The organism is Micromonospora qiuiae, assembly GCF_016863555.1.
GTDB lineage: Bacteria > Actinomycetota > Actinomycetes > Mycobacteriales > Micromonosporaceae > Micromonospora > Micromonospora qiuiae.
Map to the genome: position 1 here is coordinate 66,894 of NZ_BOPC01000012.1, position 26,137 is coordinate 93,030.

Below are 26,137 nucleotides of genomic sequence, written 5' to 3' on the forward strand. Positions count from 1 at the left end.
TCCCCTCCCCCGTCTGGGCGCCGTCGCTCGCAGTCAACCAGGTTCGTCGGCTGCCGGGAGGGGCCAGCCGGCGTACGCTCCGCCGGTCAGGCCGGATGCAGCACCGTACGCAGGCAGCCGTCCTGCTTCTTCTCGAAAATCTCGTAGCCCCGCGCGCCCTGCTCCAACGACATCGGATGGGTGGCCAGGTAGCCGGGATCGATCTCGCCGGCGGCGAGCCGGTCCAGCAGCATCGGGATGTACCGCTGCGCGTGCATCTGCCCCATCCGCAGCACCAGGGCCTTGTTCATCGCCGCGCCCAGCGGGAATTTGTCCACCAGTCCGGCGTACACGCCGACGATACTGACCGTGCCACCCTTGCGGGCCGCCATGATCGCCTGGCGGACGGGGATCGGCCGGTCGGTCTGCAGGCGGGCGCTCTGCTTCGCCCGGTCGTACGCGTACGCCGGGCCGACGTCGTGGGATTCCATGCCGACCGCGTCGATGCAGGCGTCAGGTCCGCGGCCGGCGGTCATCTCGCGCAGCGCCTCAAGCACGTCGGTCTCGGCGTAGTTGATCGTCTCCACCCCAAGCCGGTCGGCGGCGGTGGCCAACCGCTCCGGCAGCCGGTCCACGATGATGACCCGCTCCGCGCCGAGCAGCTGCGCGGCCCGGGCGGCCATCTGGCCGACCCCACCGGCACCCCACACCGCGACCACCTCCCCGCCGGTGAGGTTGCAGAAGTCGGCGGCCATCCAGCCGGTGGGCATCGCGTCGGAGGCGAAGACCACCGCGTCGTCGGGCACCCCGTCAGGCACCTTGAAGGCGCCGACGTCGCCGAACGGCACCCGCACGTACTCCGCGTGGCTGCCGGAGTAGCCACCGGCGGCGTGCGAGTAGCCGAGGATGCCGGCCGGTGAATGCCCCCACACCTTCTCGGTGAAGACCGGCTGCGGGTTGGAGTTGTCGCAGAGCGAGTACTGCTCGGTCCGGCAGTACCAGCAGCCGCCACAGGCCACCACCGAGCCGACCACCACGCGGTCGCCGACGGCGAGCCGCTGCACGCCGGGGCCGGTCTCCACCACCTCGCCTGTGAACTCGTGGCCGAGGACGTCGCCCTCCCGCATCGCGGGCAGGAACCCGTTGATCAGGTGCAGGTCGGAGCCGCAGACACTGCTCGCCCGGACCTGCACGATGATGTCGCCCTCGGCGCGTACCTCCGGCTCCGGCACGTCGCGTACCTGCAGCTTGCCGACACCTTCCCAGCACAGGGCCCTCATGCCCGTCCTCCCGTCGCCAGCCGCTCCCGCACCTTGTCGGTGGCCCGCTCCTGCCTCCGGGTCCGCCCGGAAGGATCCCGGCGGGTGTCGATCACCTGGCCGCACTCGATGAGCGACTTCGCCCGGCGCAGCGTGTCCCGCAGTCGCAGGTCCGGCTCATCGGCGCGGGCCAGGCCGAGCGCCCGGCGCAGTGGACCGGAGCGGTACCGCAGCTCGGCCCGGATCTCCGTGCCCCGATCCTGGGGCGCCGGCACCAACTCGACCGTGCCCTGCTGCTCCGGCCCGTCGGTGACCCGCCAGCTCAGCCGGCCGGGAGCGGTGACGGTTATCTCGGCCCGCCACTCGGTGCCGACGCCGGACGGGTCGCGCGCCACGCACCGCCAGCGCTCGTCGTCGATCTGTTCCAGCGTCGCCCACTCGGCCAGGGCGCGGTCCAGCCGCTCCCGGTCGGTCCAGAAGCCGATCACCGCCGCTACCGGCCGGTCGACCGTCACCCCGCGCCGCACCACGTACCAGCCGTCCTCCCTGTCGGGCTGGTGCCGATGCCGCCGTCGGGCCATCGTCCGGCCGACGCCGACGCCGACCGCGGTCACCGCGGCGGCACCGAGCAGGGCCCATCTCGTACCGTTGCTCGTCATCACGACTCCTTCACCCCTGGGCGCCCGGCACTGGACGTCCCTACGAGCGCTACCCGGCACGGTGGTCCCGAAACGACGCCCCGACCGCTCATGCCCGATTCACCGTTTCTCTGCGTAATCGCGCCATAGAACTGGAAAATGAAGATTCATCCACGGAGGTGACATCAGTGGCCAAGAACGCAGCGGGCAGCCGGGCGGGACGCACCCGGGTCCAGACCGCCGCCCTGGCCGTGGGAGCCGTCTTCCTGCTCATCGGCGTGCTCGGGTTCGTGCCGGGCATCACCACCGGCTACGGCGACATGACCTTCGCCGGGCACCACTCGGGAGCGAAGCTCCTCGGCCTGTTCCAGGTCTCGGTCCTGCACAACCTGCTGCACCTCGGCTTCGGGGTGGCTGGCCTCCTGCTCGCCAGCCGCGTCGCCGGTGCCCGCATCTACCTGGCCGGCGGAGGCGCGCTCTACCTCGGACTGTGGCTCTACGGCCTGGTGCTCGGCGAGCAGCACTCCGCCAACTTCATCCCGCTCAACATGGCGGACAACTGGCTGCACCTGGGGCTCGGCCTCGGGATGGTCCTGCTCGGGCTGCTGCTGTCACCGCACGCCGGGGGCAGCAGCAACCCGCTCGACGAGCCGTTCGACCGGCCCTGACCGCCGGCCCGGCCGGCACCGCGACGCGCCCCTGGCATGGGCCGGTCGCACCGCGACGCGCCCCTGACCGCCGGCCCGGCCGGCACCGCGACGCGCCCCTGGCATGGGCCGGTCGCGGAATCCCGTGCCAGCCGCCCCCGCGTCGGCTACTCGACGTCGTCGTCGGCTGCGGGCTCGGCCTCGTCGGCGGGCCGCTGCCGGCGAGCCTTGCGGGCCGCCAGCCGCTCGGCCGCGGTGGCCCGGGTCGGCTTCTCCTCCAGCCGGACGTCGCGACCCCGCGCACCGGGCACGAAATCGACACCGGCATAGAGCATCGGCTGCCAGTCGAACTCCCGGTCACCGATCCGGACCAGGTCTCCGGGTTGGGCGCCCGCCTTGGCCAGTTGCTCCTCGACACCCAGCCGGGCCAGCCGGTCGGTGAGGAAGCCGACCGCCTCGTCGTTGTCGAAGTTCGTCTGGCGCACCCACCGCTCGGGGCGGGTCCCGCGCACGGTGTACGAGCCGTCCTTCTCCGCCTCGATGACGAACCCGGCGTCGTCGACCGCCTTCGGCCGGAGCACGATCCGGGTCGGCTCGGCCGGCGGCGCCACTGCCCGCGCCTGCTCGACCAGTTCGGCCAGCGCGTAGGTGAACTCCTTCAGCCCTTCCCGGGTGGCCGCCGACACCTCGAACACCCGCAGGCCACGCGCTGCCAGGTCAGGTCGGACGATCTCGGCGAGATCGCGGCCGTCCGGCACGTCGACCTTGTTCAGCGCGACCAGCCGCGGCCGGTCGGCCAGGCCGCCGTACGCGGCCAACTCCGCCTCGATGGTGTCGATGTCGGCCAACGGATCCCGGCCGGGCTCCAGGGTGGCGGTGTCGATCACGTGCACCAGCACGGCACAACGTTCGACGTGCCGCAGGAACTCCAGCCCGAGCCCCTTGCCGGTGGCCGCGCCCGGGATCAGGCCGGGCACGTCGGCGACCGTGAAGGTGTGGTTGTCGACCCGGACCACACCGAGGTTCGGCACCAGCGTGGTGAACGGATAATCGGCGATCTTCGGCTTGGCCGCGGAGATCACCGAGATCAGCGACGACTTACCGGCCGACGGGAAACCCACCAGGCCGACGTCGGCGACGCTCTTGAGCTCCAGCACCACGTCGAGTCGTTCACCCGGCTCGCCCAGCTCCGCGAAGCCGGGTGCCTTGCGGCGGGCGTTGGCCAGCGAGGCGTTGCCCCGGCCACCGCGCCCGCCCCGGGCCACCTCGAAGGTGGTTCCGGCGCCCACCATGTCGGCCAGCACAGTGCCGTCCAGGGTCTGCACCACCGTCCCGTCGGGCACCTTGAGCACCAGGTCGGCACCGTTGGCACCGTCCCGGTTCGAGCCCGCGCCTCCCCGGCCGTTCGCGGCCTTGACGTGCGGGCGGAAGTGGAAGTCGAGCAACGTGTGCACCTGCGGGTCGACCACCAGGGAGACGCTGCCGCCGTGTCCGCCGTTACCCCCGTCGGGGCCGCCGAGCGGCTTGAACTTCTCCCGGTGGATCGAGACACAACCGTGCCCGCCGTCGCCGGCCTGCAGGTGCAGGACGACCCGGTCAACGAAGGTAGTCACGCCGCAATCCTTCCAGCGGGGAGCGCCCCCGCGTGAGAAAAGGCGAAGCGGGCCGGGACATCAGGTCCACGGCCCGCGACGCCTTCGAGCTACTGCTGCGGCACGATGCTGACGGTCTTGCGACCGCGCTTGGTGCCGAACTGGACCGAGCCGGCCGCCAGCGCGAAGAGCGTGTCGTCGCGGCCACGGCCAACCAGGTCACCCGGGTGGAACTTGGTGCCACGCTGCCGGACGATGATCTCGCCCGCGCCGACGACCTGGCCACCGAAGCGCTTCACGCCGAGCCGCTGGGCCGCGGAGTCGCGGCCGTTACGCGAGCTGGACGCACCCTTTTTGTGAGCCATCTTCTGACGACCTACTTCCCGCTGGTGATGCCGGTCACCTTGACCTGGGTCAGCGGCTGGCGGTGACCCTGGCGCTTGTGGTAGCCGGTCTTGTTCTTGAACTTGTGGATCCGGATCTTCGGGCCCTTGGTGTGCGCGGCGATCTCGCCGGACACCTCGACCTGAGCGAGCTTCGCCGCGTCGGTCACCAGGTCGTCACCGTCGACGAGGAGCACCGCGGCGAGCTTCACCGCGTCGCCGGGGGCACCGGCGAGCTTCTCGACCTCGATCACGTCGCCTTCGGCGACCTTGTACTGCTTGCCGCCGGTCTTGACGATCGCGTACATCGGAGGCGGACTCCCTGTCGTTGAGGCTGCTGGCGGTCGTCCCCACGGCGGCTCGCCGGGTAGCAGAAGCACGGCGGTGCGGGCACGCGAGAACTTGGCACACCAAAGTGCGCCGCCGGCTAGCGTACGCCATCCTCACCCCCGACCCCAAACCGCCCCGGAGGGAAGAAAGGAAGGGCCCCTTATTAACGCCTGCTGTAGAGGAAGGGCCCCTTATTAACAGCAGGATCCCCGCCGCCGCGACCAACAGCAGGCTGCCCGCTGGCGCTGGCACACGCAGAGGCCCCTCCTGGCGAGTCGCCAGGAGGGGCCCGCAAAACATTCGGCCCGGTCAGGGGCGGGTACGACGACGCGCACCACCCCGACGCGACCGCCGCCGACCGGCACCACCCTCCGTGCCGTCATCCTCGTCGCCCTCACCGAGCGCGTCCGGGTCGTCCGGCGCGGCGAGCCGGGCCGACTCGCCCTGCTGGCTGTCGGCGACATCCGGTGCGGCCGGCGTCTCGGTCTCGTACCGAGACAGGTCGTAGCCCATGGTGTCGTGGAAGTCGGCGTCGGCGGTGCTCGTGGTGTCGGCTTCGGTGACCTCGACCACGGTCCGCTCGGCCGGGACGCTCTTGCGCGCCCGGCGCCGGGACGTACCGTTCGACTGTTCGGCGGCCACCGAGGGACCCGCCGAGGCGATCGTCTTGACCCTGTCACCGACGCCCGAACGCGGCTTCTCCGGCACCGGCTCGGTGTGGATGATCAGCCCACGGCCCTTGCAGCAGTCGCAGGTCTCGCTGAACGCCTCCAGCAGCCCGGCCCCGATCCGCTTGCGGGTCATCTGCACCAGGCCCAGCGACGTGATCTCGGTGACCTGGTGCTTGGTACGGTCCCGGCCCAGGCACTCGGTCAACCGGCGCAGCACCAGTTCCCGGTTCGACTCCAGCACCATGTCGATGAAGTCGATCACCACGATGCCACCGACGTCGCGCAGCCGCAGCTGGCGGACGATCTCCTCGGCCGCCTCAAGGTTGTTACGGGTGACCGTCTCCTCGAGATTGCCGCCGGCACCGGTGTACTTGCCGGTGTTGACGTCGACCACGGTCATCGCCTCGGTCCGGTCGATCACCAGGTGACCACCGGAGGGCAGGAAGACCTTCCGGTCGAGCCCCTTGAGAATCTGCTCGTCGATGCGGTACTCGGCGAAGACGTCGGTGGTGCCGACGTGCCGGCGCAGCCGGGCGACCAGGTCCGGCGAGACGTGCGACAGGTACGACTCGACCATGTCGTACGACTCGTCGCCCTCGATCACCAACTCGCGGAAATCCTCGTTGAACAGGTCCCGCACCACCCGGATGACGAGATCCGGTTCCGCGTAGAGCAGCACCGGTGCGCCGCCCTCGCCGGCTTTGGCCTGGATGTCCTCCCACTGCGCCTGGAGCCGCTTGACGTCCCGGGCCAGCTCGTCCTCGCTGGCGCCCTCGGCCGCGGTCCGGACGATCACCCCGGCGCCCTCCGGCACCAGCTTCTTCAGCACGTCGCGCAGCCGCTTGCGCTCGGTGTCCGGCAGCTTCCGGCTGATCCCCGAGGCGTTGCCGCCCGGCACGTAGACCAGGTGCCGGCCGGAGAGCGCGATGTGGCTGGTCAGTCGGGCACCTTTGTGGCCGATCGGGTCCTTGGTGACCTGCACCAGCACCGAGTCGCCGGACTTGAGCGCCTGCTCGATCGAGCGGGCCCGCCCTTCCAGCCCGGCGGTGTCCCAATTGACCTCACCGGCGTACAGGACCGCGTTACGGCCCCGGCCGATGTCCACGAACGCCGCCTCCATGCTGGGCAGCACGTTCTGCACCTTGCCGAGGTAGACGTTGCCGGCCATGGTGGCGGCGGAGTTACGGGTGACATAGTGCTCGACCAGGACGCCGTCCTCGAGCACGGCGATCTGCGTACGGTCCCCGCGTTGGCGTACCGCCATCACCCGGTCGACCGCCTCCCGGCGGGCCAGGAACTCGGACTCGCTGAGGATCGGCGGTCGGGTCCGGCGCTGCTCACGGCCGTCCCGGCGACGCTGCCGCTTGGCCTCCAGTCGGGTCGAGCCGGAGACGCCCTGCACCTCGTCGACCGTCCGGCGCGGCTCTCTGATCTTCACCACGGTGGGTACGCCGTCGTCGACCGCCCCCTCGGTGTCGCTGGCGCCCCGGCGGCGACGGCGCCGGCGGCGGCGGGTCATCCCGTCGCCGTCCTCGGCCTCCTCACCGCTCTCCTCGCCGGTCTCCTCCAGGTCGGCTTCGTCAACCTCGGCCTGGGCCGGCTCCTCGGCCTCGTTCTCCTCGACGTCCTCGACACCGCCCTTGCCGCGGCCCCGACCCCGGCGACCCCGGCGGCGGCGGCGCCGCCCGAAGAGGCCCTCCTCGTCGTCATCCTCCTCGGCGCCCTCCTCAGCCGCCAGGCTGGGCTCCTCCTCGACCTCGATCGTCGGCACCGGTTCGGGCTCCCGCCGGCTGCGGCGGCGTCGGCGCGACGGCTCGGCAGACTCCTCGGCGATCTCCTGCTCCGCCGGGGACGGCGGCTCGATCACCGCGGCGCGGGCGGCGGTGACCTCCTCGGGGGCCATGAACAGCACCGTCGGCGCGGTGAGCGCGGCGCGGCGCCGGCGGGACCGGGGCTCCGGCGCCGGCTCCGCAGCTGCTTCCCCAGCGGGCGCGGTGGCCGCCGGACCCGGTTCCGCAGCCGCCACCCCTGCCGGCGCCGGCTCCACAGCCGCCACCCCAGCGGGCGCGCTGGCCGCCGTGCCCGCCTCCGCCTCTTCGGCGGGCGGGATGGCCGGTACCGGGGCGGCCACGCTGCCCAGCTCAGGCTCGGCGGCGCTCGTCTGCGGCGCGCTCGCGCCGAAATCGGTGCCCGCCTCGGCGGGCGTCGCGCCAGCCTCCAGCCCCTCGGCCGCCGCGGACGGCTCAGCGGTCACCGGCTGCTCGAGCGCCGCAGGCTGATCAGCGACCGCAGGCTGCTGCTCGTCGGTCGGTTCGGCCGCCGCGGGGGCGGTCTTCTTACGGCGGGTACGGGTGACCTTCACCGGGGGTACCACGTCCTCGGCGGCCGCCTTCACCTCGGCCGCGTCCAGCGGCTCCTCGGCGACCTTCTGCGCGCCGGTGGCCTTGCGGCGTCGGCGCGGGGTCTTCGGCGCGGCCTCGAGGTCGGCGGAGACCTCGGCCTGGGGCGCTTCGCCGCTGCCCACGGCGATGTCGGGTGCCGCCACCGGGGCGTCGATCTGCTCCGGCTGGCTGACCGGAGTGGCCCGGCGCCGTGAGGTACGTCGTCTCGGCGTCGTCTCGGCAGCCGTCGCGTCGCCAAGGTCGGCGGCGCCACCCACGGCATCGGCGGCCTCCCCCGATGCCACGGCACCCGGCTCGATGCCAACGGCCTTTCCCGGCGCGACGGCACCCGGCTCGACGCCAACGGCCTCCCCCGACGCGACGTCGCCCGACTCCACGCCGGTCGTGTCCTGTGGCGCATCCGCGCCGGTCGGCTCACTCTCCGCGTCGGCGATGCTGTTCTCGGCGGTCTCGTCGGCCGGCTGCACGCCGGTCCGTTCGCCGCCCTCTGGCTCGTTCTCGAGCATGGACGTTCTCCAGTTCTGGCTTCCCCGGGCGCGGGTGAGCGCTGCCACGCAGGGTCGCCGCAAAAGTGTTTCCCCGGGCGCACGGTGTGCGCGACCGGCGAAGTCTGCCTGCCTGAGCGCCGACCGTCGGTCAGCGCCCGCCGATGGCTGCCCCGTCGCGGTCCGCGTCCAACGGATCCACGATCACACCCTGCGCGGTCAGCGTGCCCTGAGCCAGCCGGATCACCTTTGGGGCCACCGGCGGCTCCAGGCCGGCCACCACGCGGAGGCCGGAAAGGACGTCATCGGGCCGTACGGACGGAGTGACCTGCCGCACGACCATTTCGAGTATCGCACACGGTACGGCTGACGCCACGGAAGGCGTCGCCGACCCCTCGTCCACATCGATTGATACGACTGCCCCACGTGAGTCGAAGGTCCGCCGTCCCTGCTTGGTCATGCGCTCGACCAGCACCTCCTCGGCTTCGGTGAAGGCGGCGACGGCCTGGGCGAGAACGGCGGGTGCCACCTCCGGCAGCTCCATCCGCCAACGGGACGCCCCGATCCGGTCGGCCAGGCTGCCTCCGGCGGCCACCACCGCGTCCAGTACGTCGAGGCCGGGCGAGAGCGCATTGTCCAGCGCCACCTGCAACTGCGCCGGGTCGACCGGCTCGCGCAGGCCGATTTCCAGGTACTCCGCCTCGCTCGCCACTCCGGTCGGCGCCGCGCTGGCGTACGAAATCTTGGGGTGCGGGGTGAAGCCCTGGGAAAAGGCCACCGGTACGCTGGCGCGGCGCAGGGCCCGCTCGAACGCCCGGGCGAAGTCCCGGTGTGAGGTGAACCGCAGGGGGCCCCGCTTGGCGTACCGGATCCGGACACGCTGGACGACCGGTGCCTGGCCGCCCTCGGGCTGTGGTTTCTTACTGATCTTCGTGCTCCTCGCTAGCGGACCCGACCAGGGTCACTGCTGGGCGCCGGTGGGCAGCTTCAGACCGTTGACCGGGGTCAACGGGAGCAGCTTCCGGCCGGTCGGGCCGATCTGGATCTCAGTGTCCATGGCCGGACAGACGCCGCAGTCGAAGCACGGCGTCCACCGGCAGTCGTCCTGCTCGTACTCGCTGAGCGCGTCCTGCCAGTCCTGCCAGAGCCAGTCCTTGTCCAGCCCCGAGTCCAGGTGGTCCCAGGGCAGGACCTCAAGTTCGTCGCGTTCCCGGGTGGTGTACCAGTCGAGGTCCACCCCGAAGGCGGGCAGCGTCTCGGCGGCGGCGTCCACCCAGCGCTGGTACGAGAAGTGCTCGCTCCAGCCGTCGAAGCGGCCGCCGTTCTCCCACACCCGGCGGATCACCGCGCCGACCCGGCGGTCACCGCGGGACAGCAGGCCCTCGATCAGCGACGGCTCGCCGTCGTGGTAGCGGAAGCCGATCGCCCGGCCCAGCGAGCGGTCCGCGTTGATCGCCTGCTTGAGCAGCTTGAGCCGGCCATCGATGACCTCCGGCCGCTCCATTGCCGCCCACTGGAACGGGGTGTGCGGTTTCGGCACGAACCCGCCGATGGAGACGGTGCAGCGGATGTCCTTCGAGCCGGTGGCCGCGCGGCCGGCCTTGATCACCTCGTGCGCCATGTCGGCGATCTCGAGGACGTCGGCGTCCGTCTCGGTGGGCAGGCCGCACATGAAGTAGAGCTTCACCTGCCGCCAGCCGTTGGTGTACGCGGTGACCACGGTGCGGATGAGGTCGTCCTTCGACACCATCTTGTTGATCACTCTGCGGATCCGTTCCGACCCGCCCTCCGGGGCGAAAGTCAGACCGGTCCGCCGGCCGTTGCGGGACAACTCCTGGGCCAGCTCGATGTTGAACGCGTCCACCCGCGTCGACGGCAGCGACAGCGACACGTTGGTGCCCTGGTACTGCTCGGCGAGGCCGGAGCACATGTCGCCGATCTCGGAGTGGTCGGCCGACGACAGCGACAGCAGGCCCACCTCGTGGAAGCCGGAGAACTCCAGCCCCTGCTGCACCATCTGCCCCACGGTGGTGATCGACCGCTCCCGCACCGGGCGGGTGATCATCCCCGCCTGGCAGAACCGGCAGCCCCGGGTGCAGCCCCGGAAGATCTCCACGGCGTACCGCTCGTGCACCGTCTCGGCCAGCGGCACGAGCGGCTTGCGCGGGTACGGCCAGGCGTCCAGGTCCATCGTCGTGCGCTTGTGCACCCGGAACGGCACGTCCGCCCGGTTCGGCACGACCCGCTGGATCCGGCCGTCCGGCAGGTAGTCCACGTCGTAGAAGCGCGGCACGTAGACGCTCTCCGTACGCGCCAGCCGCAGCAGCAGCTCGTCCCGGCCACCCGGGCGGCCCTCGGCCTTCCACTCCCGGACGATCGTGGTGATCTCCAGGACCGCCTCCTCGCCGTCGCCGAGCACAGCGGCGTCGATGAAGTCGGCGATCGGCTCCGGGTTGAACGCGGCGTGCCCACCCGCCACGATCACCGGATCGGCGTCGGTGCGGTCGGCCGCGAGCAGCGGAATACCGGCCAGGTCGATCGCGGTGAGCAGGTTGGTGTAGCCCAGCTCGGTGGCGAACGACACCCCGAACAGGTCGAAGTCGCGCACCGGGCGGTGCGCGTCGACGGTGAACTGCGGCACGCCGTGGGCGCGCATCAGCTTCTCCAGGTCCGGCCAGACCGCGTACGTCCGCTCGGCCAGCACGTCGGGCAGCTCGTTGAGCACCTCGTAGAGGATCTGCACGCCCTGGTTGGGCAGACCGACCTCGTACGCGTCGGGGTACATCAACGCCCAGCGCACGGTCGCCGCGGCCCAGTCCTTGACCACCGCACCCAACTCGCCACCGACGTACTGGATGGGTTTGGTCACCTGGGGCAGCAACGGCTCCAGTCGGGGCCATACGGAGTTGGCCGCCACAGGACGCGGCGTGGTGGACGGGACGCTCATGATGCCCAAGGGTACGCGCCCGCCCGCCGGTTGCCGCGCCACACCTGGCAGGGGCCGGGGCAAGGCAGCGGCCCGTGCGCTACCGCACGCGTCAACAAGGTGACCCTGGTTACGGTCGTCAGCCCGTCGGCCCGATCCGGGGCCTGGTGGCGCACCGGATACGGTCCGGTGGCGCACCGGTACTAACCTCAGGTCGCGCGAGAGGAGATTGCCGCGATGCCGGAGCCGCAGCCGGGAGCAGACCGGCCGGTCGACGGGAACCTACCGGATCCACACCGGGACGGTGAGCCGGCGGTCACCGAAGGTCAGCAACCCACCCCCGTACCAGCGACCGAGCCACCCACCGTCGTCCCCGCGGCGGAGCCGCCCTCTCCCGTACCAACGGCGGAGCCTCCCACCGTCCTAGCAGCAACAGACCCGCCCTCCACCGGCCCGGACGGCACCCGTGTGCTGCCCGACGCGGCGGCGGACGAGTCACCGGCACCCCGCTGGAGCGGCTCGGCCCCCGTACCGCCGGCGACGCCGCGCCGCCGCACGTGGGGCGAGTCGGCCGAGCCGACCCCGCCGCCGCCCGCGTCGCCGCACGAGCCGGAGCACCAGACCCCGGTGGATCCGTGGGCGGGAGTGGACACCAGCGGATGGGAAGTCCCTTCGGCCGACTTCCCCGCCCTGCCGCCGACGCTGTCCTATCCGAATCCGCCACCGACCCGGCCGTACTCCGGGCCCCCCGCCCCGACGCCGCCGGCCGCTCCGGCTTACCCGCCGCCCCCCGCCCCGACGCCGCCGGCCGCTCCGGCTTACCCGCCGCCGGCCGCCCCGATGCTGCCGGCCGCCCCGGCTTACCCGCCGGCCGCCCCGGCTCATTCGGCGCCGGCCGCCCAGCCGCCGGTCCATCACGCCCCGCCACCGCCGGCCCCGCCGGTCTCTCCGGCCGGCCGGCTGCCCGTCCCGGCCGGACCACCACCGTCGCCGCCGTCCCGTTCCGGCTGGCGAGGCGCGAAGAAGGCCGCGCCCGTCGCCCCGCCGCCCGGCTGGCAGGCGCCTCCGGGGTACGTCCCGGTCGCGGTCCGCAAGCGCCGCCGCTGGCCATGGCTGCTCCTGCTTGCCCTGGCCTGCTGCTGCGGCTGCCCGGCCTACTACGGCATGCCGATGGCCAGTCAGTATCCGGCCACCGCCAGCCTGCCGCAGCAGGTGGCCGACCTGCGGCTGCGCGAGGACCCGCGCAACGCGCAGGCGGCCCGGCAGTTGGAGACGCAGATGCGGGCGGCGCACTGGCTCGCCGATGACACCTTCGCCGGCGTCTACACCACCAGCGCGGGCAAGCGGGTGACCATCTTCGGTAGCACCGGCTTCCGGTTCGCCCCGTCTTCCGAGGCCGACGCCGAGATCGAACGGCTCACCGAGCCGTACGCCCTCGGCGAGGTCCAGGCGATGGAGAGCGACGTACGGGGCCGGCACGTACGCTGCGCGGTGGGCCGCTTCGACGGCGACGGGGTGGTGGTCTGCACCTCGGTCGACCACGGCAGCATCGTCACCGCCGCGTTCACCAACCTGTCGGTGGATGACAGTGCCCGACTGCTCGGCACCCTGCGGGAGCAGATCGTCACCACGGACGGCTGAACGCCGTCGCCGTCGTCAGCCGGCGCTCGGCTTGTCGGCGACCGACGGTTGGCTGCGCGCCGGAGCGTACCGGGGGACGTACTCCTGGCCGGTGAGCTTCTGGATCTCGGCCATCACCTCGTCGGTCATCTCGCGCAGCGATGTGCGGTCGTTGGGCCGCCCGGTGAAGTCCAGCGGCTTGCCGAACCGTACGGTGATCTTTCCGGTGAAGGGCCTCGGCACCCGGGCACCGATCGGCTGTACCTTCTCCGTGCCGATCATGCCGACTGGGATGATCGGCACACCCGCCGCGATGGCCAGTCGGGCCGCCCCGGTGCGTCCCCGGTACAGCCGCCCGTCCGGCGATCGGGTGCCCTCGGGGTAGACGACCACCAGGTCGCCACCCTTCAGCGCGGGAATCGCCGCGTCGAACGCGGACAGCGCGGCCCGACCACCGGCACGCTCCACCGGAATCGCGCCAAGGCCGGTGAGCACGAACTTCGAGAACCGCCCCTTGATGCCAGCGCCCTTGAAGTACTCCGACTTGGCCCAGAAGGCCAGGTGCCGCGGCACGACCGTGCCGAGAAACAGTTCGTCGGCCACCGACAAGTGGTTGCCGGCGAAGATCGCGCCGCCGGTCTGCGGGACGTGCTCCAGTCCCTCCACAGTCGGGCGGAAGGCCAGCCGCAGCGCGGGTGCCACGGTGAACTTGCCGATGGTGTAAAGCAGCGGCACTGGTCCTCCGACGGATCGAGTGGGGTAGGGGCGGTGTCACCGTAGCGGACCGCCCCACATCGACGTGCGCGAGGTGGGACGGGTCCGCTGGCTGGCTGACAGCTGGTGTTAAGAAGGGGCCCTTCCTCTACCGCAGGCGTTAAAAAGGGCCCCTTCCTTTCACCTCACACGGGGCGGACGGTGACGGTTACGCGCTCGCCGTCGCCGACCTCGCCGGCGAAGCCCGCGACTCCCTCGGCGAAGTCGATGCTGTCGGCGAGCACTTCCCGAGCCACGAAGTCGGCGTACGCGGACACCGCCGCCCGGACCTCCTCGGAAGCCGACACCGACACCACGATCCGGTCGGAGATGTGCAGGTCGGCATCCCGGCGGGCCTGCTGCACCACCCGGACGACGTCCCGGGCCAGCCCTTCGGCGGCCAGTTCGGGGGTGACCGTGCTGTCCAGCACCACCACTCCCTCACCGCCGGGCAGCGGCGCCGAGTGTTCGGCGTCGGCCGCGACCAGGCGCAGCTCGTACTCGCCCTCGGCGAGGGTGACCCCGGCGGCGACCGGGGCGCCGTCGTGAAGCTCCCACTCCCCCGCCTTGACCGCCCTGATCACCTGCTGCACCTGCTTGCCGACCCGAGGGCCGAGCGCCCGGGGCACCACGGTCAGCACCTGCTGGCAGTACGCCGACACCTCGTCGGTGAAGACGACCTCCTTGACGTTGACCTCGTCGGCCACCAGGTCGGCGAAGGGACGCAACTGCCCGGCCGCCGGGCTGGCCACGGTCAGTTTCGACAGCGGCAGCCGCACCCGCAGCGCCTTGGCCTTGCGCAGCGACAGCGCCGCCGAGGCGACCGCGCGCACATTGTCCATCGCGGCGACCAAGTCGTGGTCGGCCGGGAACTGCTCCGCCGACGGCCAGTCGGTCAGGTGCACCGAACGCTCGCCGGTCAACCCGCGCCAGATCTCCTCGGCGGTCAACGGCGCCAGTGGCGCCACCACCCGGCAGAGCGTCTCCAGCACCGTCCACAGCGTGTCGAACGCGTCGACGTCGCCGGTCCAGAACCGGTCCCGGGAGCGGCGCACGTACCAGTTGGTCAGCGCGTCCAGGTAGGAACGGACGGTGGCACAGGCGCCGGAGATGTCGTACGCGTCCATCTGCGCCTGCACCGTCGACACCAGTTCGTTGGTTTTCGCCAGCAGGTACCGGTCGAGCAGGTGGGCCGAGTCCGTCCGGCGCCGGGCGGTGTACGAGTCGGCGTTGGCGTAGAGCGAGAAGAAGTACCAGACGTTCCACAGCGGCAGCAACACCTGCCGGACGGCGTCCCGGATGCCCGCCTCGGTCACCGCCATGTCGCCGCCGCGCAGCACCGGCGAGGACATCAGCATCCAGCGCATCGCGTCCGAGCCGTACGAGTCGAAGACGTGGTACACGTCCGGGTAGTTGTTCAGGCTCTTGGACATCTTGCGGCCGTCGGAGCCAAGCAGGATGCCGTGGCTGAGGCAGTTACGGAAGGCCGGACGGTCGAACAGCGCGGTGGCCAGCACGTGCATGGTGTAGAACCAGCCGCGGGTCTGCCCGATGTACTCCACGATGAAGTCGCCCGGGTAGTGGTGCTCGAACCAGTCAGCGTTCTCGAACGGGTAGTGCACCTGGGCGAACGGCATCGAGCCGGACTCGAACCAGCAGTCCAGCACCTCCGGCACCCGGCGCATCATGGAGCGCCCGGTCGGGTCGTCCGGGTTGGGGCGGACCAGCTCGTCCACCGCCGGCCGGTGCAGGTCGGTCAGGCGTACGCCGAAGTCCCGCTCCAACTCGGCGAGGGAGCCGTACACGTCGACCCGGGGATAGTTCGGGTCGTCCGAGCGCCACACCGGGATCGGCGAGCCCCAGAAGCGGTTGCGGCTGATCGACCAGTCCCGGGCGTTGGCCAGCCACTTGCCGAACGAGCCGTCCTTGATGTGCCCCGGAGTCCAGTTGATCTGCTGGTTCAGCTCGACCATCCGGTCCTTGAACTTCGTCACCGCGACGAACCACGACGACACCGCCTTGTAGACCAGCGGGGTGTCGCAGCGCCAGCAGTGCGGGTACGCGTGGGTGTAGGTGTCCTGCTTGAGCACCGCTCCCCGCCCCTTGAGCTCCCGGATCACCGGCTTGTTCACGTCGAAGACCTGCTCGCCCTGGTACGGCGGAACCAGCCCGGTGAACCGGGTGTGGTCGTCCACGGTGACGATGGTCGGGATGCCGGCGGCGTTGCAGACGTTCTGGTCGTCCTCGCCGAAGGCCGGGGCCAGGTGGACGATTCCGGTGCCGTCCTCGGTGGTCACGAACTCCGCACCGAGCACCTGGTACGCGTTGGGCCCGGCCTGCTCGACGAGGAAGTCGAACAGCGGCGTGTACCGGCGACCGACCAGGTCGGCGCCGCGTACCGTGCCGACCTGCTCATACCCCTCCAGCTCCTTGGCGTACGCGCCGAGCCGGGCCGCGCCCACCACATACCGGGCTCCGTCGCGCTCCAGCACCGCGTACTCGATCTCCGGGCCGACGGCCAGCGCCAGGTTCGACGGCAGGGTCCACGGGGTGGTGGTCCAGACGCCCAGGCGCACCGGCCCCCGGACCAGCTCCGGCGCGGACTCGTCCGGGGCCAGCTCGAACCACACGGTCAGCGTCGGGTCGTGCCGGTCGCGGTAGACGTCGTCCATCCGGGTCTCGGTGTTCGACAGCGGCGTCTCACACCGCCAGCAGTACGCCAGCACCCGGAAGCCCTCGTAGACCAGACCCTTGTCGTGCAGGGTCTTGAAGGCCCACATGACGCTTTCCATGTAGTCCAGGTCGAGGGTCTTGTAGTCGTTGGCGAAGTCCACCCAGCGGGCCTGCCGGGTGACGTACCGCTCCCAGTCCTGGGTGAACTCCAGCACCGAGGTGCGGCACGCCTCGTTGAACCGGGCCACGCCGAGGTCGAGGATCTCCGCCTTGCTGGTGATGCCGAGCTGCTTCTCGGCGACCACCTCGGCGGGCAGGCCGTGGCAGTCCCAGCCGAAGCGCCGCTCCACCCGTCGGCCGCGCATGGTCTGGTAGCGCGGCACCACGTCCTTGACGTAGCCGGTGAAGAGGTGGCCGTAGTGCGGCAGCCCGTTGGCGAACGGCGGCCCGTCGTAGAAGACGTACTCGTTCCCACCGTTCTGGCCCGGGTCCCGCGCCTCGACCGACGCCTCGAAAGTCTTGTCGGCCGTCCAGTGCTCCAGCACCCGGCGCTCGACCGCGGGCAGGTCCGGACTCGCCGGGACACCGGCGACGGTCGGGTCGTGCAACGGATAGGCCATCGGGGGTCGCTCTCCTCGCTGACGCTCACTGTGGTGTGGGTCTGCGAGGACGAGCCTTCTCCGGTACGCCGTCACCGGCGCTCCGGGCCAGGCCCGCGGTACCACCCCGCTTGACGGTCAGGTGCGACCGCCCGCTCGTTAGGCCGGCTGTGACGGGCCGAACCCGTCCGGTTCTACTGAGCCGGTCACCCGGCCGTTCTTCCGGAAGCTCCCCGGTGATAGCCGGATCATCGCCATGCCCCTCGATGATACTCACCCCACCCCGCCCCCTCCTCCCGATAACCCCCACCCACCCCACCCGCGCGATCTTGCACTTTTGGTCGCCGTTTCGCGGCTTTCACCCCGCTATGCCCCGACAGGAAGTGCAAGATCGACGAGGCGGGGGCAGTGGTGGGGCATGACGAGGGTCACAGGGGCGGGCTGTCACGCGGCGGCGGTGAGGGCCGTCGTGTCGGTGTCGGACCGATCAAGGAGGTCGTCATGCAGCGGATGAATGTGGCCGAGGTCGCGCCGGGGGCGTTCCAGAGCGTCCTGGGGCTGGAGAAGTACGTCCGGGACAACGTGGACCACACCGTGCTGGAGCTGGTGAAGCTGCGCGCGTCGATGCTGAACGGCTGCGCGTACTGCGTCGACATGCACAGCCGGGACGCGCTCGACGCTGGCGAGACCAGCCGGCGGCTGTTCGCGGTGTCCACCTGGCGCGAGGCGCCCTTCTTCGACGAGCGGGAACGCACCGCGCTGGCGTTGACCGACGCGGTCACCCGGCTCGGCGAGCACGGAGTCCCCGACGACGTCTGGGACGCCGCCGCGAAGGTCTGGCCGGAGAAGGCCCTCGCCGACCTGGTCCTGGCGATCGCCACAATCAACGTGTGGAACCGGATCGCGGTGACCTTCCGCACCGAACTGCCCGCGAACGTGTGAACCCGGTCGACGCGGCGGAGGCGGCCGGTGCGCTCGACGCGCACCGGCCGATGCTGCTCGGGCTGGCGTACCGGTTGCTGGGCAGCCGATACGACGCCGAGGACGTCCTCCAGGAGGCGTACCTGCGCTGGGTACGCGTCGACCGGGCCGGGGTGGCCGAGCCACGCCGCTACCTGTCCCGCGTGGTGGTCCACCTGGCCATGGACCGGCTACGCGCCCGCCAGTCGGCCCGCGAAGCGTACGTCGGATCGTGGCTGCCGGAGCCGGTGCCGACCGCGCCCTCGCCGTTCGGCCCGCTGGAACGCGTCGAGCTGCGCGACTCGCTCTCCACCGCGCTGCTGCACCTGCTGGAGCGGCTCACCCCGCCGGAGCGCGCGGTCTACGTGCTGCACACCGCCTTCGAGCTGCCGTACGCCGAGATCGCCGAGTTGCTCGACCGGTCCGCCGATGACTGCCGGCAGCTGCACCACCGGGCGAGCCTTCGGATCGGCCGCGACCAGCGCCGGTTCACCGCCGACCGGGCGGAGCAGGAACGACTGCTGGAGGCGTTCATCGCCGCCGCCGACGACGGTGATCTCGTGGCGCTGACCGGGTTGATGGCCGCCGATGCCACCGCGTGGAGCGACGGCGGTGGCCGGTCCCGGGCCGCCCGTAACCCGGTCACCGGGGCCGATCGAGTCGCCCGGTTCCTGATCGGGATCCGCAGCAAGGGCTGGCCGCTCACCACGCACCGCACGGAACTCAACGGCCAACCGGCCGCCGTGGTGATCACTGCGGCCGGTGCCCGGTACGCGATCACCCTCGGCACCACCGCCGGTCGGATCACCGATGTGTTCCTGATGGCCAACCCGGACAAACTGGCCTGGGCGGCCTGAGACCCGCCCCGGCGGGCGGTCAGCCCGCCGGCAGCGAATCCGACGACCTCAGCCAGGTCGGGGAACCATCAGCCCAGGTCGGGGAACCAGAGGAGGATCTCCCGCTTGGCGCTGTCGGCCGAGTCGGAGGCGTGCACCAGGTTCTCCCGGTTGGACAGGGCGAAGTCACCCCGGATGGTGCCGGCAGCGGCCTTGCGCCCGTCGGTGGCCCCGATCATGCCGCGCACCACGTCGATCACCTGGTCGCCGGAAAGCACCAGCGCGACCAGCGGACCGCTGGTCATGAATGCCTTCAGCGGCGGGTAGAACGGCTTCTCCACGTGCTCGGAGTAGTGCTCGTCGGCCAGCGCGGCGTCCATGCTCCTGGACACCATGGCGTCGATCCGCAGCCCCTTGCGCTCGAAGCGGGAGATGATCTCGCCGACCAATCCACGGCGTACCGCGTCGGGCTTGATCAGTACGAGCGTCCGCTCGTCCGGACTGCTGGTGGACACGCTGGGTTCCTCCTCGGAGCGTAAGCCGGTCAGGCTGGGTACGGTCAGCCTAGCGACCCGGTCGCGGCACCGGAGCGTTGGTCGGTTCTTCCCCCGGCCCCCGATCCGGCTTAGCCTGGCCCTGACCACCCGGGAGGTCCACTGTGGCGAACGGCGGGAACCCACCCATCGCACCGGTACGCAAGTTGATCGCCGCGGTCGTCGGCACCGTGGCCACCTTCGTGATCCTCTTCGGCCTGGGCATGACCAGCTGGGCCATCGTGGCGCTCGGGGTGGCTTTCCTGGCGCTGGCGATCGCGCTGGCCACCGTGCGCGGCGGGGGCCGCACCTGGGTGGTCGGCGACGGACACGTGCACAGTGCCTCCGAGCCGCCCACCCAGTACGCCTTCGGGCGCTGCGAACTCCAGTTGGTGATCGACGCGCCCGGGCTGCCACCCCGGTCCAAGAAGATCATCGAGCCACGGGTACCGGTCTCCAAGTGGCCGGCTCTCGGTCAGACCCTGCCGATCCGGGTGGCACTGGACGATCCGCGGCACGTCCGGGTGCTCTGGGACGAGGTGCCCACCCACACCGAGGCCGGCACCGCCGACGTGCCGCCCGAGTACGCCGACCCGCCCCCCGAGTACGCCGCGCAGGCCCCCTCGGACGAGGTGCTGATCGGCCAGAAGGCGCCGCCGTGGGCCGGCCGGGCACCCGAGGAAGACTTCCACGATCCGCTGGGCGACCCCCTCGGTGCGTCCCGCCACGAGGCCCCGGCCGGCCCCGTCGAGCAGCGGGATCCGGTACGCGTACGCCAGCGCCCGGGTGCACCGGTCGTGCTGGAGGGGACGGTGGTGGAGCAGCCCAGCGACCAGACACTTCCCCGCCGGGCCACCCCGGCCCCCCGCACGCCGACCGAGGAACAGTTCGCGGCAGCCGTGGCGGAGGAGTCGCCGCTCACCGGACGGCTCGCCGGTTCACCGCCGGCCGGGAGTCGCGCCGACGCGCCGCCCGCCCCAGCGGAACCGTTCGATCCGCTCGACCTGCCGCTGGACGATCCGCAGCCGGCACCGAGCGCCGGTGGCGGGCCGAGGCTGCCCGCCACCGGCGCCGCGACGGCCGGGGCCGGTGAGCACGCGGTCAGCCCGGCCGACCAGGCGACGCCCCTCCCGGACGAGCCGGTCGACGCCCGCGAACTGGACGAGGCGATCTTCGGCTTCGACCCGGAGGCGTCCGACCCGGCCGCACCGATCAGCGGCGTGGGCATCACCCTGCTGGTCACCGAGCTGTCCCGATCGCTGGAGTTCTACCGGAACCGGCTCGGGTTCGCCGAGGTCGACCGGGGCACTGGCAACGCCGTGCTCGCCTCCGGGGCGACCCGGCTGGTGCTGCGGGAGGTGACCGGTGCCCAGCCGGTCAACCGCCGCCTGGTGCACGTCAACCTCGACGTCGACGACATCCAGGGCGCGTACGAGCGGCTGCGTGATTCCGGCGTCCGATTCACGTACGCCCCGAGGGTGGTCAACCGGGGCACCAAGCTGGAGGTGTGGGCGGCGGCGTTCCGCGACCCCGACGGCCACGGGATCGCGCTGACCCAGTGGCGGGAGCGCGCCGAGGCGTGACGGCCCTTTCCCAGGTGGCGGGGCGCGGGCGCCGCCGGCAGGTCAGGCCAGGATCACCCGGCGCACGTGCGACGCGTACGCCCACACCAGCGCGAAGATCACGCCCAGCACGAACAGCGACCAGTGCAACAGACCGGACAGCAGCAGCAGCCCCTGCAGCACCGTGCCAGCGTGCCAGGCCCAGGGACGGCGCATCATCCCGGCGAGCCCGACGGCGACCACGGCCAGCGCCACCAACACCCCGATCGCCGCGCCACTCAGGTCAGCGCCGACCATTCGGATCGGCTGGATCGCCAGCAGCAGCACCAGCGCCTCCAGGACGAGGGTGCCGGCGCCGAGCCCGCGTACCGCCCGTTGCGGATCACGCAGCCCCGACCGGCGCGGTCCCGGCGAACCGTCGCGCCGGGATGCCTCCTGAGGCCCGGATGTCCGCCATGCACCGCCCGGGGCGTCGCTTCCCCCGGTCATCGCTTCAACAACCGGCGGGCGTCGGCCACGGTCACCACGGACCCGGTGATGAGTACGCCGACCCCGGCCAGTTCACCCGGCACGTCCTCCTCGGCCAGCGCCACCGCCGCCTCGATCGCGTCCGGCATCTGCTCGGCCACCTCGACACGCTCCGGCCCGAACACCTCGGCGGCGAGCGCCGCCAACTCCCCGGCCGGCAACGCCCGCGGCGAGCTGTTCCGGGTCACCACCACCTGGTCCACCACCGGTTCCAGCAGCTCCAGCAGGCTGGCCGCGTCCTTGTCGGCCAGGGTGCCCACCACGGCGACCAGCTTGCTGAACGCGAATTCCTCCTGCAACGCGGTGACCGTCGCCGCCATGCCCTGCGGGTTGTGCGCGCCGTCGAGCAGGATCGTCGGCGCGGTGCGGACCCGCTCCAGCCGTCCCGGTGAGGTGGCGGCGGCGAAGCCCTCCCGTACCGCGTCCACGTCGAGTTGCCGCCGGGCACCGGCGCCCAGGAACGCCTCGACGGCGGCGAGTGCGACCGCCGCGTTCTGCGCCTGGTGGGCGCCGTGCAGCGGGACGAACACCTCGTCGTAGACCCCGCCGAGGCCCTGCAACGTGAGCACCTGCCCACCGACCGCCACCGCCCGGCGCAGCACGCCGAACTCCGAGCCCTCCCGGGCGACGGTGGCGCCGACCTCGGCGCAGCGTTCCAGGATCGGCCGGGCCGCCTCCTCCTCCTGGGCGGCGCAGATGACGGTCGCGCCGGAGTGGATGATTCCGGCCTTGGCGAGCGCGATGTCCTGAAGCGTGTCTCCGAGCCATTCGGTGTGGTCCAGCCCGACCGGAGTCAGTACGCACACCCCGGCCTGGAGCACGTTGGTGGAGTCCTCGGCCCCGCCCAGGCCGACCTCGACCACGGCCACGTCCACCGGGGCGTCGGCGAAGGTGGCGAACGCCAGCGCGGTGGTGATGTCGAAGTAGGTCAGCGGCTCGGCCGAGCGGTCGTCGACCAACTCGGCCAGCGGCTTCACCTCCCGGTAGACGGCGGTGAAACGGGTCTCGTCCACCGGCTCGCCGTCCAGGCTGATCCGCTCCCGGACGGTCTCCAGGTGCGGGCTGGTGTAGCGGCCGGTGTGCAGCCCGAACGCCCGCAGCAGCGAATCGATCATCCGTGCCGTGGAGGTCTTGCCGTTGGTGCCGGTGAGGTGGATCGACGGGTACGCCCGCTGAGGGCTGCCCAGCAGGTCGAGCAGGGACGAGATGCGGTCCAGCTCGAAAACCATCCGGGTGAAGCCGCGGCCGGCCAGCTCGGCCTCGACCTCGGCGAAGGCGGCCTTCTCGGCGCGGGTGGTGCGGTCTGCGCTGTCGGTCACGAGGGCAACGCCTCCAAGGCGGTGTCGATGCGGACCAGGTCGGCCTCGGCCACCGCCAGCCGTTCCCGGATCTTCGCGACGACGTGCTCCGGGGCCTTGCCGACGAACGCCGGATTGTCCAGCTTCGCCCGGGCCTGCCCGGCCTCCTTCTCGGCCGCCGCGCGGTCCTTGGTCAACCGGGCCCGCTCGGCGGCCACGTCGATGGAGCCGCGGGTGTCCAGCGCGACGCTGATCGCGCCGGGCATGGCCAGCGTGGCGCTGGCCTGGAAATCGTCGCCGGCCGCATCGAGTCGCACCAGCGAGCGGATCAGCGGCTCGTGCCCGGCGATGCCGGCACCGGCCAGCCCGTCGAGCCGGGCGGCGACCCGCTGGGTCGGGCGTAGCCCCTGGTCGGAGCGGAACCGCCGGATCTCGGTGACGACCCGCTGCAGGGTGGCGATCTCCGCCTCGGCGGTGGCGTCGACGCGCGCCCGGTCGGCGATCGGCCAGGCGGCCGTCATCACCGTCTCCCCGCCGGTGAGCGCGGTCCACAGCTCCTCGGTGACGAACGGGATCACCGGGTGCAGCAGCCGCAGCAACTGATCCAGCACGTGCCCGAGAACCCGGCGGCTGACGTCGGCGGCGCTGCCGCCGGCGGCCAGCACCGGCTTGCTCAGCTCGACGTACCAGTCACAGACGTCGTCCCAGGCGAAGTGGTACAGCAGGTCGCAGACCTTGGCGAACTCGTACGCCTCGAACTGCTCGTCCACCTCGGCGGCGACCTGCGCCAGCCGGGACAGAATCCACCGGTCGACCGTCGACAGCTCGGCCGCGCCCGGTAGCGGCCCCCCGGTGTGCGCACCGTTGAGCAGCGCGAACCGGGTGGCGTTCCAGAGCTTGTTGCAGAAGTTGCGCGACCCCTGGCACCACTCCTCGCTGACCGGCACGTCTCCGCCCGGGTTCGCGCCCCGGGCCAGGGTGAAGCGGGTGGCGTCGGCGCCGAAGCGTTCGATCCAGTCCAGCGGGTCGACCACGTTGCCGAACGACTTCGACATCTTCTTGCCGTGCTCGTCGCGGACCATACCGTGCAGCGCCACCACGTCGAACGGCTGCACGCCGTCCATCGCGTACAGGCCGAACATCATCATCCGGGCGACCCAGAAGAAGAGGATGTCGTACCCGGTGACCAGCACACTGGTCGGGTAGAACTTGGCCAGGTCGGGGGTCCGCTCCGGCCAGCCGAGAGTGGAGAACGGCCACAGACCGCTGGAGAACCAGGTATCCAGCACGTCCTCGTCCTGGTGCCACCCCTCGCCGGTCGGCGGCTGCTCATCCGGCCCCACGCAGACGACCTCGCCGTCAGGGCCGTACCAGACCGGGATGCGGTGGCCCCACCAGAGCTGCCGGGAGATGCACCAGTCGTGCATGTTGTCGACCCAGGCGAAGTACCGCTTGGCCAGCTCCGCCGGCTCGATCCTCACCCGGCCGTCGCGCACCGCGTCGCCGGCCGCCTTGGCCAGCGGCGCAGTGTTGACGAACCACTGCAGGGACAGCCGGGGCTCGACCGTGGTCCGGCAGCGGGAGCAGTGCCCCACCGCGTGCACGTACGGCCGCTTCTCCGCGACGATGCGGCCCTGCTCGCGCAGCGCGGCGACGATCGCCGGGCGGGCCTCGAAGCGGTCCAGGCCCTCGAACGGGCCGTGCGCGGTGATGACGCCCCGCTCGTCCATGATCGTCAGGGACGGCAGGCCGTGCCGCTGGCCGATCTCAAAGTCGTTCGGGTCGTGCGCCGGGGTCACCTTCACCATGCCGGTGCCGAAGGCCGGGTCGACATGCGCGTCACCCACGATCGGGATCCGCCGCCCGGTCAGCGGCAGCTCGACCTCGGTGCCGATCAGGTGCTGGTACCGCTCGTCGTCCGGGTGCACCGCCACCGCCGTGTCGCCGAGCATCGTCTCGGCCCGGGTGGTGGCCACCACCACGTCGTCGCTGTACCGGATGGAGACCAGTTCACCCTCGTCGTCGGTGTGCTCCACCTCGATGTCGGAAAGTGCGGTCAGGCAACGCGGGCACCAGTTGATGATCCGGTTCGCCCGGTAGATCAGTCCGTCGTCGTACAGCTTCTTGAACATGGTCTGGACAGCGTGGGACAGCCCCTCGTCCATGGTGAAGCGCTCGCGGTCCCAGTCCACGGAGTCGCCGAGGCGGCGCATCTGGCCGAGGATCGCGCCACCGGATTCGGCCTTCCACCGCCAGACCCGCTCGACGAACTTCTCCCGGCCCAGGTCGTGCCGGGAAAGGCCCTCGCCGGCGAGCTGTCGCTCGACCACGTTCTGGGTGGCGATCCCGGCGTGATCCATGCCGGGCAGCCAGAGCGCCTCGAAGCCCTGCATCCGCTTACGTCGGACCAGGATGTCCTGCACGGTGTGATCGAGCGCGTGGCCCATGTGCAGCGAACCCGTGACGTTCGGCGGCGGGATCACGATGGTGAACGGGGGCCGCTCGCTCTCAGCCGAGGCCCGGAAGCGACCGTCGGCTACCCACTGCTCGTACCGTCGCTGCTCCACCTCGCCGGGCTGGTACTGGCCGGCAAGGGTCGGGGCGTCGGGGCGTCGGGCATCCAGTTTCTCGGTCACCCGACAAAGTCTACGGAGCGCTTCGGCGGACCCGACGTGCACCACCGGTCGTTCGCGTACGGTGTCGGCTATGTCCGACGCACACCTCGGTGCCCGCCGGCTCGACGGGGGATCTCCGCCGTTCGACCTGACCGACGAGCCGATCCAGCTGAGCAACCGCGACCCGGAGGAGGCCGGCGACGACCGCGCCGCCGTCCGGGACCGCCGCCGACGACTCGCGATCGTGCTGCTGGCGGTTCTCGCGCTGGCCGGCATGGGCGCGCTCGGCGCCTTCGGCTGGCGGATCACCCAGCAGAAGGACGCCCGGATCGCGACGCCGGACCAGGTCGCCGGCCTGAATCGGGACACCAGCGAGCGGGCTACCGGCACCGCCGACTACCTGCGCAGCGGCCTCGCCGCCGACATCGAGCTGGACAGCAGCTTCGGTGCCGTCTACCAGGATCCGGCCGACGCGCGCCGCTCGGTGCTGATCTTCGGCGGTACCACGCTGTTGTGGCAGCCGGAGCGGGACCTGGACAGCCTCTTCCGGCTGATGGCCGACGAGGCGGGCGCGGTCACCGGCTTGCGGAACGTGACGCCGGGCCGGTTGGGCGGCGTGATGAAGTGCGGGAGCACCAGCGGCGAGGGCGGCGATTTCGCGGTCTGCGGCTGGGCCGACCACGGCAGCGTGGTGCTAGCCATGTTCCCCTTCCGACCGGTCGACGAGGCCGCCGGACTGTTGCGGGAGATCCGCGAGAGCGTACAGACCCGCAACTGATCTCGCGTCGGCCGGCGCGCAGTTCCCCGGCCGCGGCCCATCGACCCGCTGATGCCTGTTGATCGACTCC

The 26,137-nt window shown here is 71.6% G+C and carries 20 protein-coding genes; 6 read left to right on the plus strand and 14 right to left on the minus strand.

What is annotated here, in order from left to right; all coding sequences use genetic code 11:
* Window positions 1-86: 86 nt before the first annotated feature.
* A complete protein-coding gene (locus tag Vqi01_RS04525; RefSeq protein ID WP_204033199.1) occupies window positions 87-1,259 on the minus strand; it encodes a zinc-dependent alcohol dehydrogenase in 1,173 nt (390 codons plus the stop codon).
* Window positions 1,256-1,897 carry an SRPBCC family protein gene (locus tag Vqi01_RS04530; protein ID WP_204033200.1) on the minus strand — a complete coding sequence of 214 codons (642 nt, stop codon included), beginning with the start codon at window positions 1,895-1,897 and terminating at the stop codon, window positions 1,256-1,258. The genes Vqi01_RS04525 and Vqi01_RS04530 overlap by 4 nt, the downstream gene beginning before the upstream one ends.
* A 167-nt stretch (window positions 1,898-2,064) precedes the next feature.
* Between Vqi01_RS04530 and Vqi01_RS04535 the strand changes: the two genes are divergently transcribed.
* Window positions 2,065-2,544, plus strand: coding sequence for a DUF4383 domain-containing protein (locus Vqi01_RS04535; RefSeq protein WP_204033201.1), 480 nt, complete (start codon window positions 2,065-2,067; stop codon window positions 2,542-2,544).
* A gap of 146 nt (window positions 2,545-2,690) precedes the next feature.
* Here Vqi01_RS04535 and obgE read toward each other — a convergent pair whose 3' ends face one another.
* The 6 genes from obgE to Vqi01_RS04565 all read right to left on the minus strand — a co-directional run bounded on the left by obgE (window position 2,691) and on the right by Vqi01_RS04565 (window position 11,333).
* Entirely contained in the window at window positions 2,691-4,136 is a 1,446-nt protein-coding gene (obgE, locus tag Vqi01_RS04540) for a GTPase ObgE (protein ID WP_204033202.1), read from the minus strand.
* 89 nt (window positions 4,137-4,225) lie between these two features.
* On the minus strand, window positions 4,226-4,480 hold the full coding sequence (rpmA, locus tag Vqi01_RS04545) for a 50S ribosomal protein L27 (RefSeq protein ID WP_204033203.1): 255 nt from the start codon (window positions 4,478-4,480) through the stop codon (window positions 4,226-4,228).
* An 11-nt stretch (window positions 4,481-4,491) separates the two neighbouring features.
* The gene (gene rplU / locus Vqi01_RS04550) at window positions 4,492-4,806 is read right to left on the minus strand and encodes a 50S ribosomal protein L21 (RefSeq protein ID WP_189047808.1); all 315 of its coding nucleotides are present in this window, start codon (window positions 4,804-4,806) and stop codon (window positions 4,492-4,494) included.
* Between the two features lie 331 nt (window positions 4,807-5,137).
* Entirely contained in the window at window positions 5,138-8,407 is a 3,270-nt protein-coding gene (locus tag Vqi01_RS04555) for an Rne/Rng family ribonuclease (RefSeq protein WP_204033204.1), read from the minus strand.
* 130 nt (window positions 8,408-8,537) lie between these two features.
* Window positions 8,538-9,257: a TIGR03936 family radical SAM-associated protein gene (locus Vqi01_RS04560; RefSeq protein WP_204033223.1), complete on the minus strand. Its 720-nt coding sequence runs from the start codon at window positions 9,255-9,257 to the stop codon at window positions 8,538-8,540.
* A gap of 90 nt (window positions 9,258-9,347) precedes the next feature.
* Entirely contained in the window at window positions 9,348-11,333 is a 1,986-nt protein-coding gene (locus Vqi01_RS04565) for a TIGR03960 family B12-binding radical SAM protein (protein WP_204033205.1), read from the minus strand.
* Window positions 11,334-11,549: 216 nt separating this feature from the next.
* On the opposite strand from Vqi01_RS04565, the gene Vqi01_RS30560 reads away from it, so the two are divergent.
* Entirely contained in the window at window positions 11,550-12,953 is a 1,404-nt protein-coding gene (locus tag Vqi01_RS30560; protein ID WP_239098175.1) for a hypothetical protein, read from the plus strand.
* 15 nt (window positions 12,954-12,968) lie between these two features.
* Here the strand turns inward: Vqi01_RS30560 and Vqi01_RS04575 are convergent, their stop codons facing one another.
* Window positions 12,969-13,667: a lysophospholipid acyltransferase family protein gene (locus Vqi01_RS04575; RefSeq protein ID WP_204033206.1), complete on the minus strand. Its 699-nt coding sequence runs from the start codon at window positions 13,665-13,667 to the stop codon at window positions 12,969-12,971.
* A 164-nt stretch (window positions 13,668-13,831) separates the two neighbouring features.
* On the minus strand, window positions 13,832-16,978 hold the full coding sequence (ileS, locus tag Vqi01_RS04580; protein WP_204033207.1) for an isoleucine--tRNA ligase: 3,147 nt from the start codon (window positions 16,976-16,978) through the stop codon (window positions 13,832-13,834).
* A gap of 480 nt (window positions 16,979-17,458) precedes the next feature.
* On the opposite strand from ileS, the gene Vqi01_RS04585 reads away from it, so the two are divergent.
* Window positions 17,459-17,899: a carboxymuconolactone decarboxylase family protein gene (locus tag Vqi01_RS04585; protein WP_204033208.1), complete on the plus strand. Its 441-nt coding sequence runs from the start codon at window positions 17,459-17,461 to the stop codon at window positions 17,897-17,899.
* Window positions 17,848-18,774: an RNA polymerase sigma factor SigJ gene (gene sigJ / locus Vqi01_RS04590; RefSeq protein ID WP_239098176.1), complete on the plus strand. Its 927-nt coding sequence runs from the start codon at window positions 17,848-17,850 to the stop codon at window positions 18,772-18,774. Before Vqi01_RS04585 ends, sigJ begins: the two co-directional genes overlap by 52 nt.
* Window positions 18,775-18,842: 68 nt before the next feature.
* Here sigJ and ndk read toward each other — a convergent pair whose 3' ends face one another.
* The gene (gene ndk / locus Vqi01_RS04595; protein ID WP_204033210.1) at window positions 18,843-19,268 is read right to left on the minus strand and encodes a nucleoside-diphosphate kinase; all 426 of its coding nucleotides are present in this window, start codon (window positions 19,266-19,268) and stop codon (window positions 18,843-18,845) included.
* A 143-nt stretch (window positions 19,269-19,411) separates the two neighbouring features.
* Between ndk and Vqi01_RS04600 the strand changes: the two genes are divergently transcribed.
* A complete protein-coding gene (locus Vqi01_RS04600; RefSeq protein WP_204033211.1) occupies window positions 19,412-20,869 on the plus strand; it encodes a VOC family protein in 1,458 nt (485 codons plus the stop codon).
* A gap of 42 nt (window positions 20,870-20,911) precedes the next feature.
* On the opposite strand, the gene Vqi01_RS04605 is transcribed toward Vqi01_RS04600, so the two are convergent.
* The 3 genes from Vqi01_RS04605 to Vqi01_RS04615 all read right to left on the minus strand — a co-directional run bounded on the left by Vqi01_RS04605 (window position 20,912) and on the right by Vqi01_RS04615 (window position 25,310).
* The gene (locus Vqi01_RS04605; RefSeq protein ID WP_204033212.1) at window positions 20,912-21,337 is read right to left on the minus strand and encodes a DUF4233 domain-containing protein; all 426 of its coding nucleotides are present in this window, start codon (window positions 21,335-21,337) and stop codon (window positions 20,912-20,914) included.
* Window positions 21,334-22,605 (minus strand): bifunctional folylpolyglutamate synthase/dihydrofolate synthase, encoded by a 1,272-nt coding sequence (locus tag Vqi01_RS04610; protein WP_239098181.1) that lies wholly within the window; start codon window positions 22,603-22,605, stop codon window positions 21,334-21,336. The genes Vqi01_RS04605 and Vqi01_RS04610 overlap by 4 nt, the downstream gene beginning before the upstream one ends.
* Window positions 22,606-22,691: 86 nt before the next feature.
* The gene (locus Vqi01_RS04615) at window positions 22,692-25,310 is read right to left on the minus strand and encodes a valine--tRNA ligase (RefSeq protein ID WP_204033214.1); all 2,619 of its coding nucleotides are present in this window, start codon (window positions 25,308-25,310) and stop codon (window positions 22,692-22,694) included.
* 70 nt (window positions 25,311-25,380) lie between these two features.
* Here Vqi01_RS04615 and Vqi01_RS04620 point away from each other — a divergent pair, with 70 nt between their 5' ends.
* A complete protein-coding gene (locus Vqi01_RS04620; RefSeq protein WP_204033215.1) occupies window positions 25,381-26,067 on the plus strand; it encodes a hypothetical protein in 687 nt (228 codons plus the stop codon).
* Window positions 26,068-26,137 lie beyond the last annotated feature (70 nt).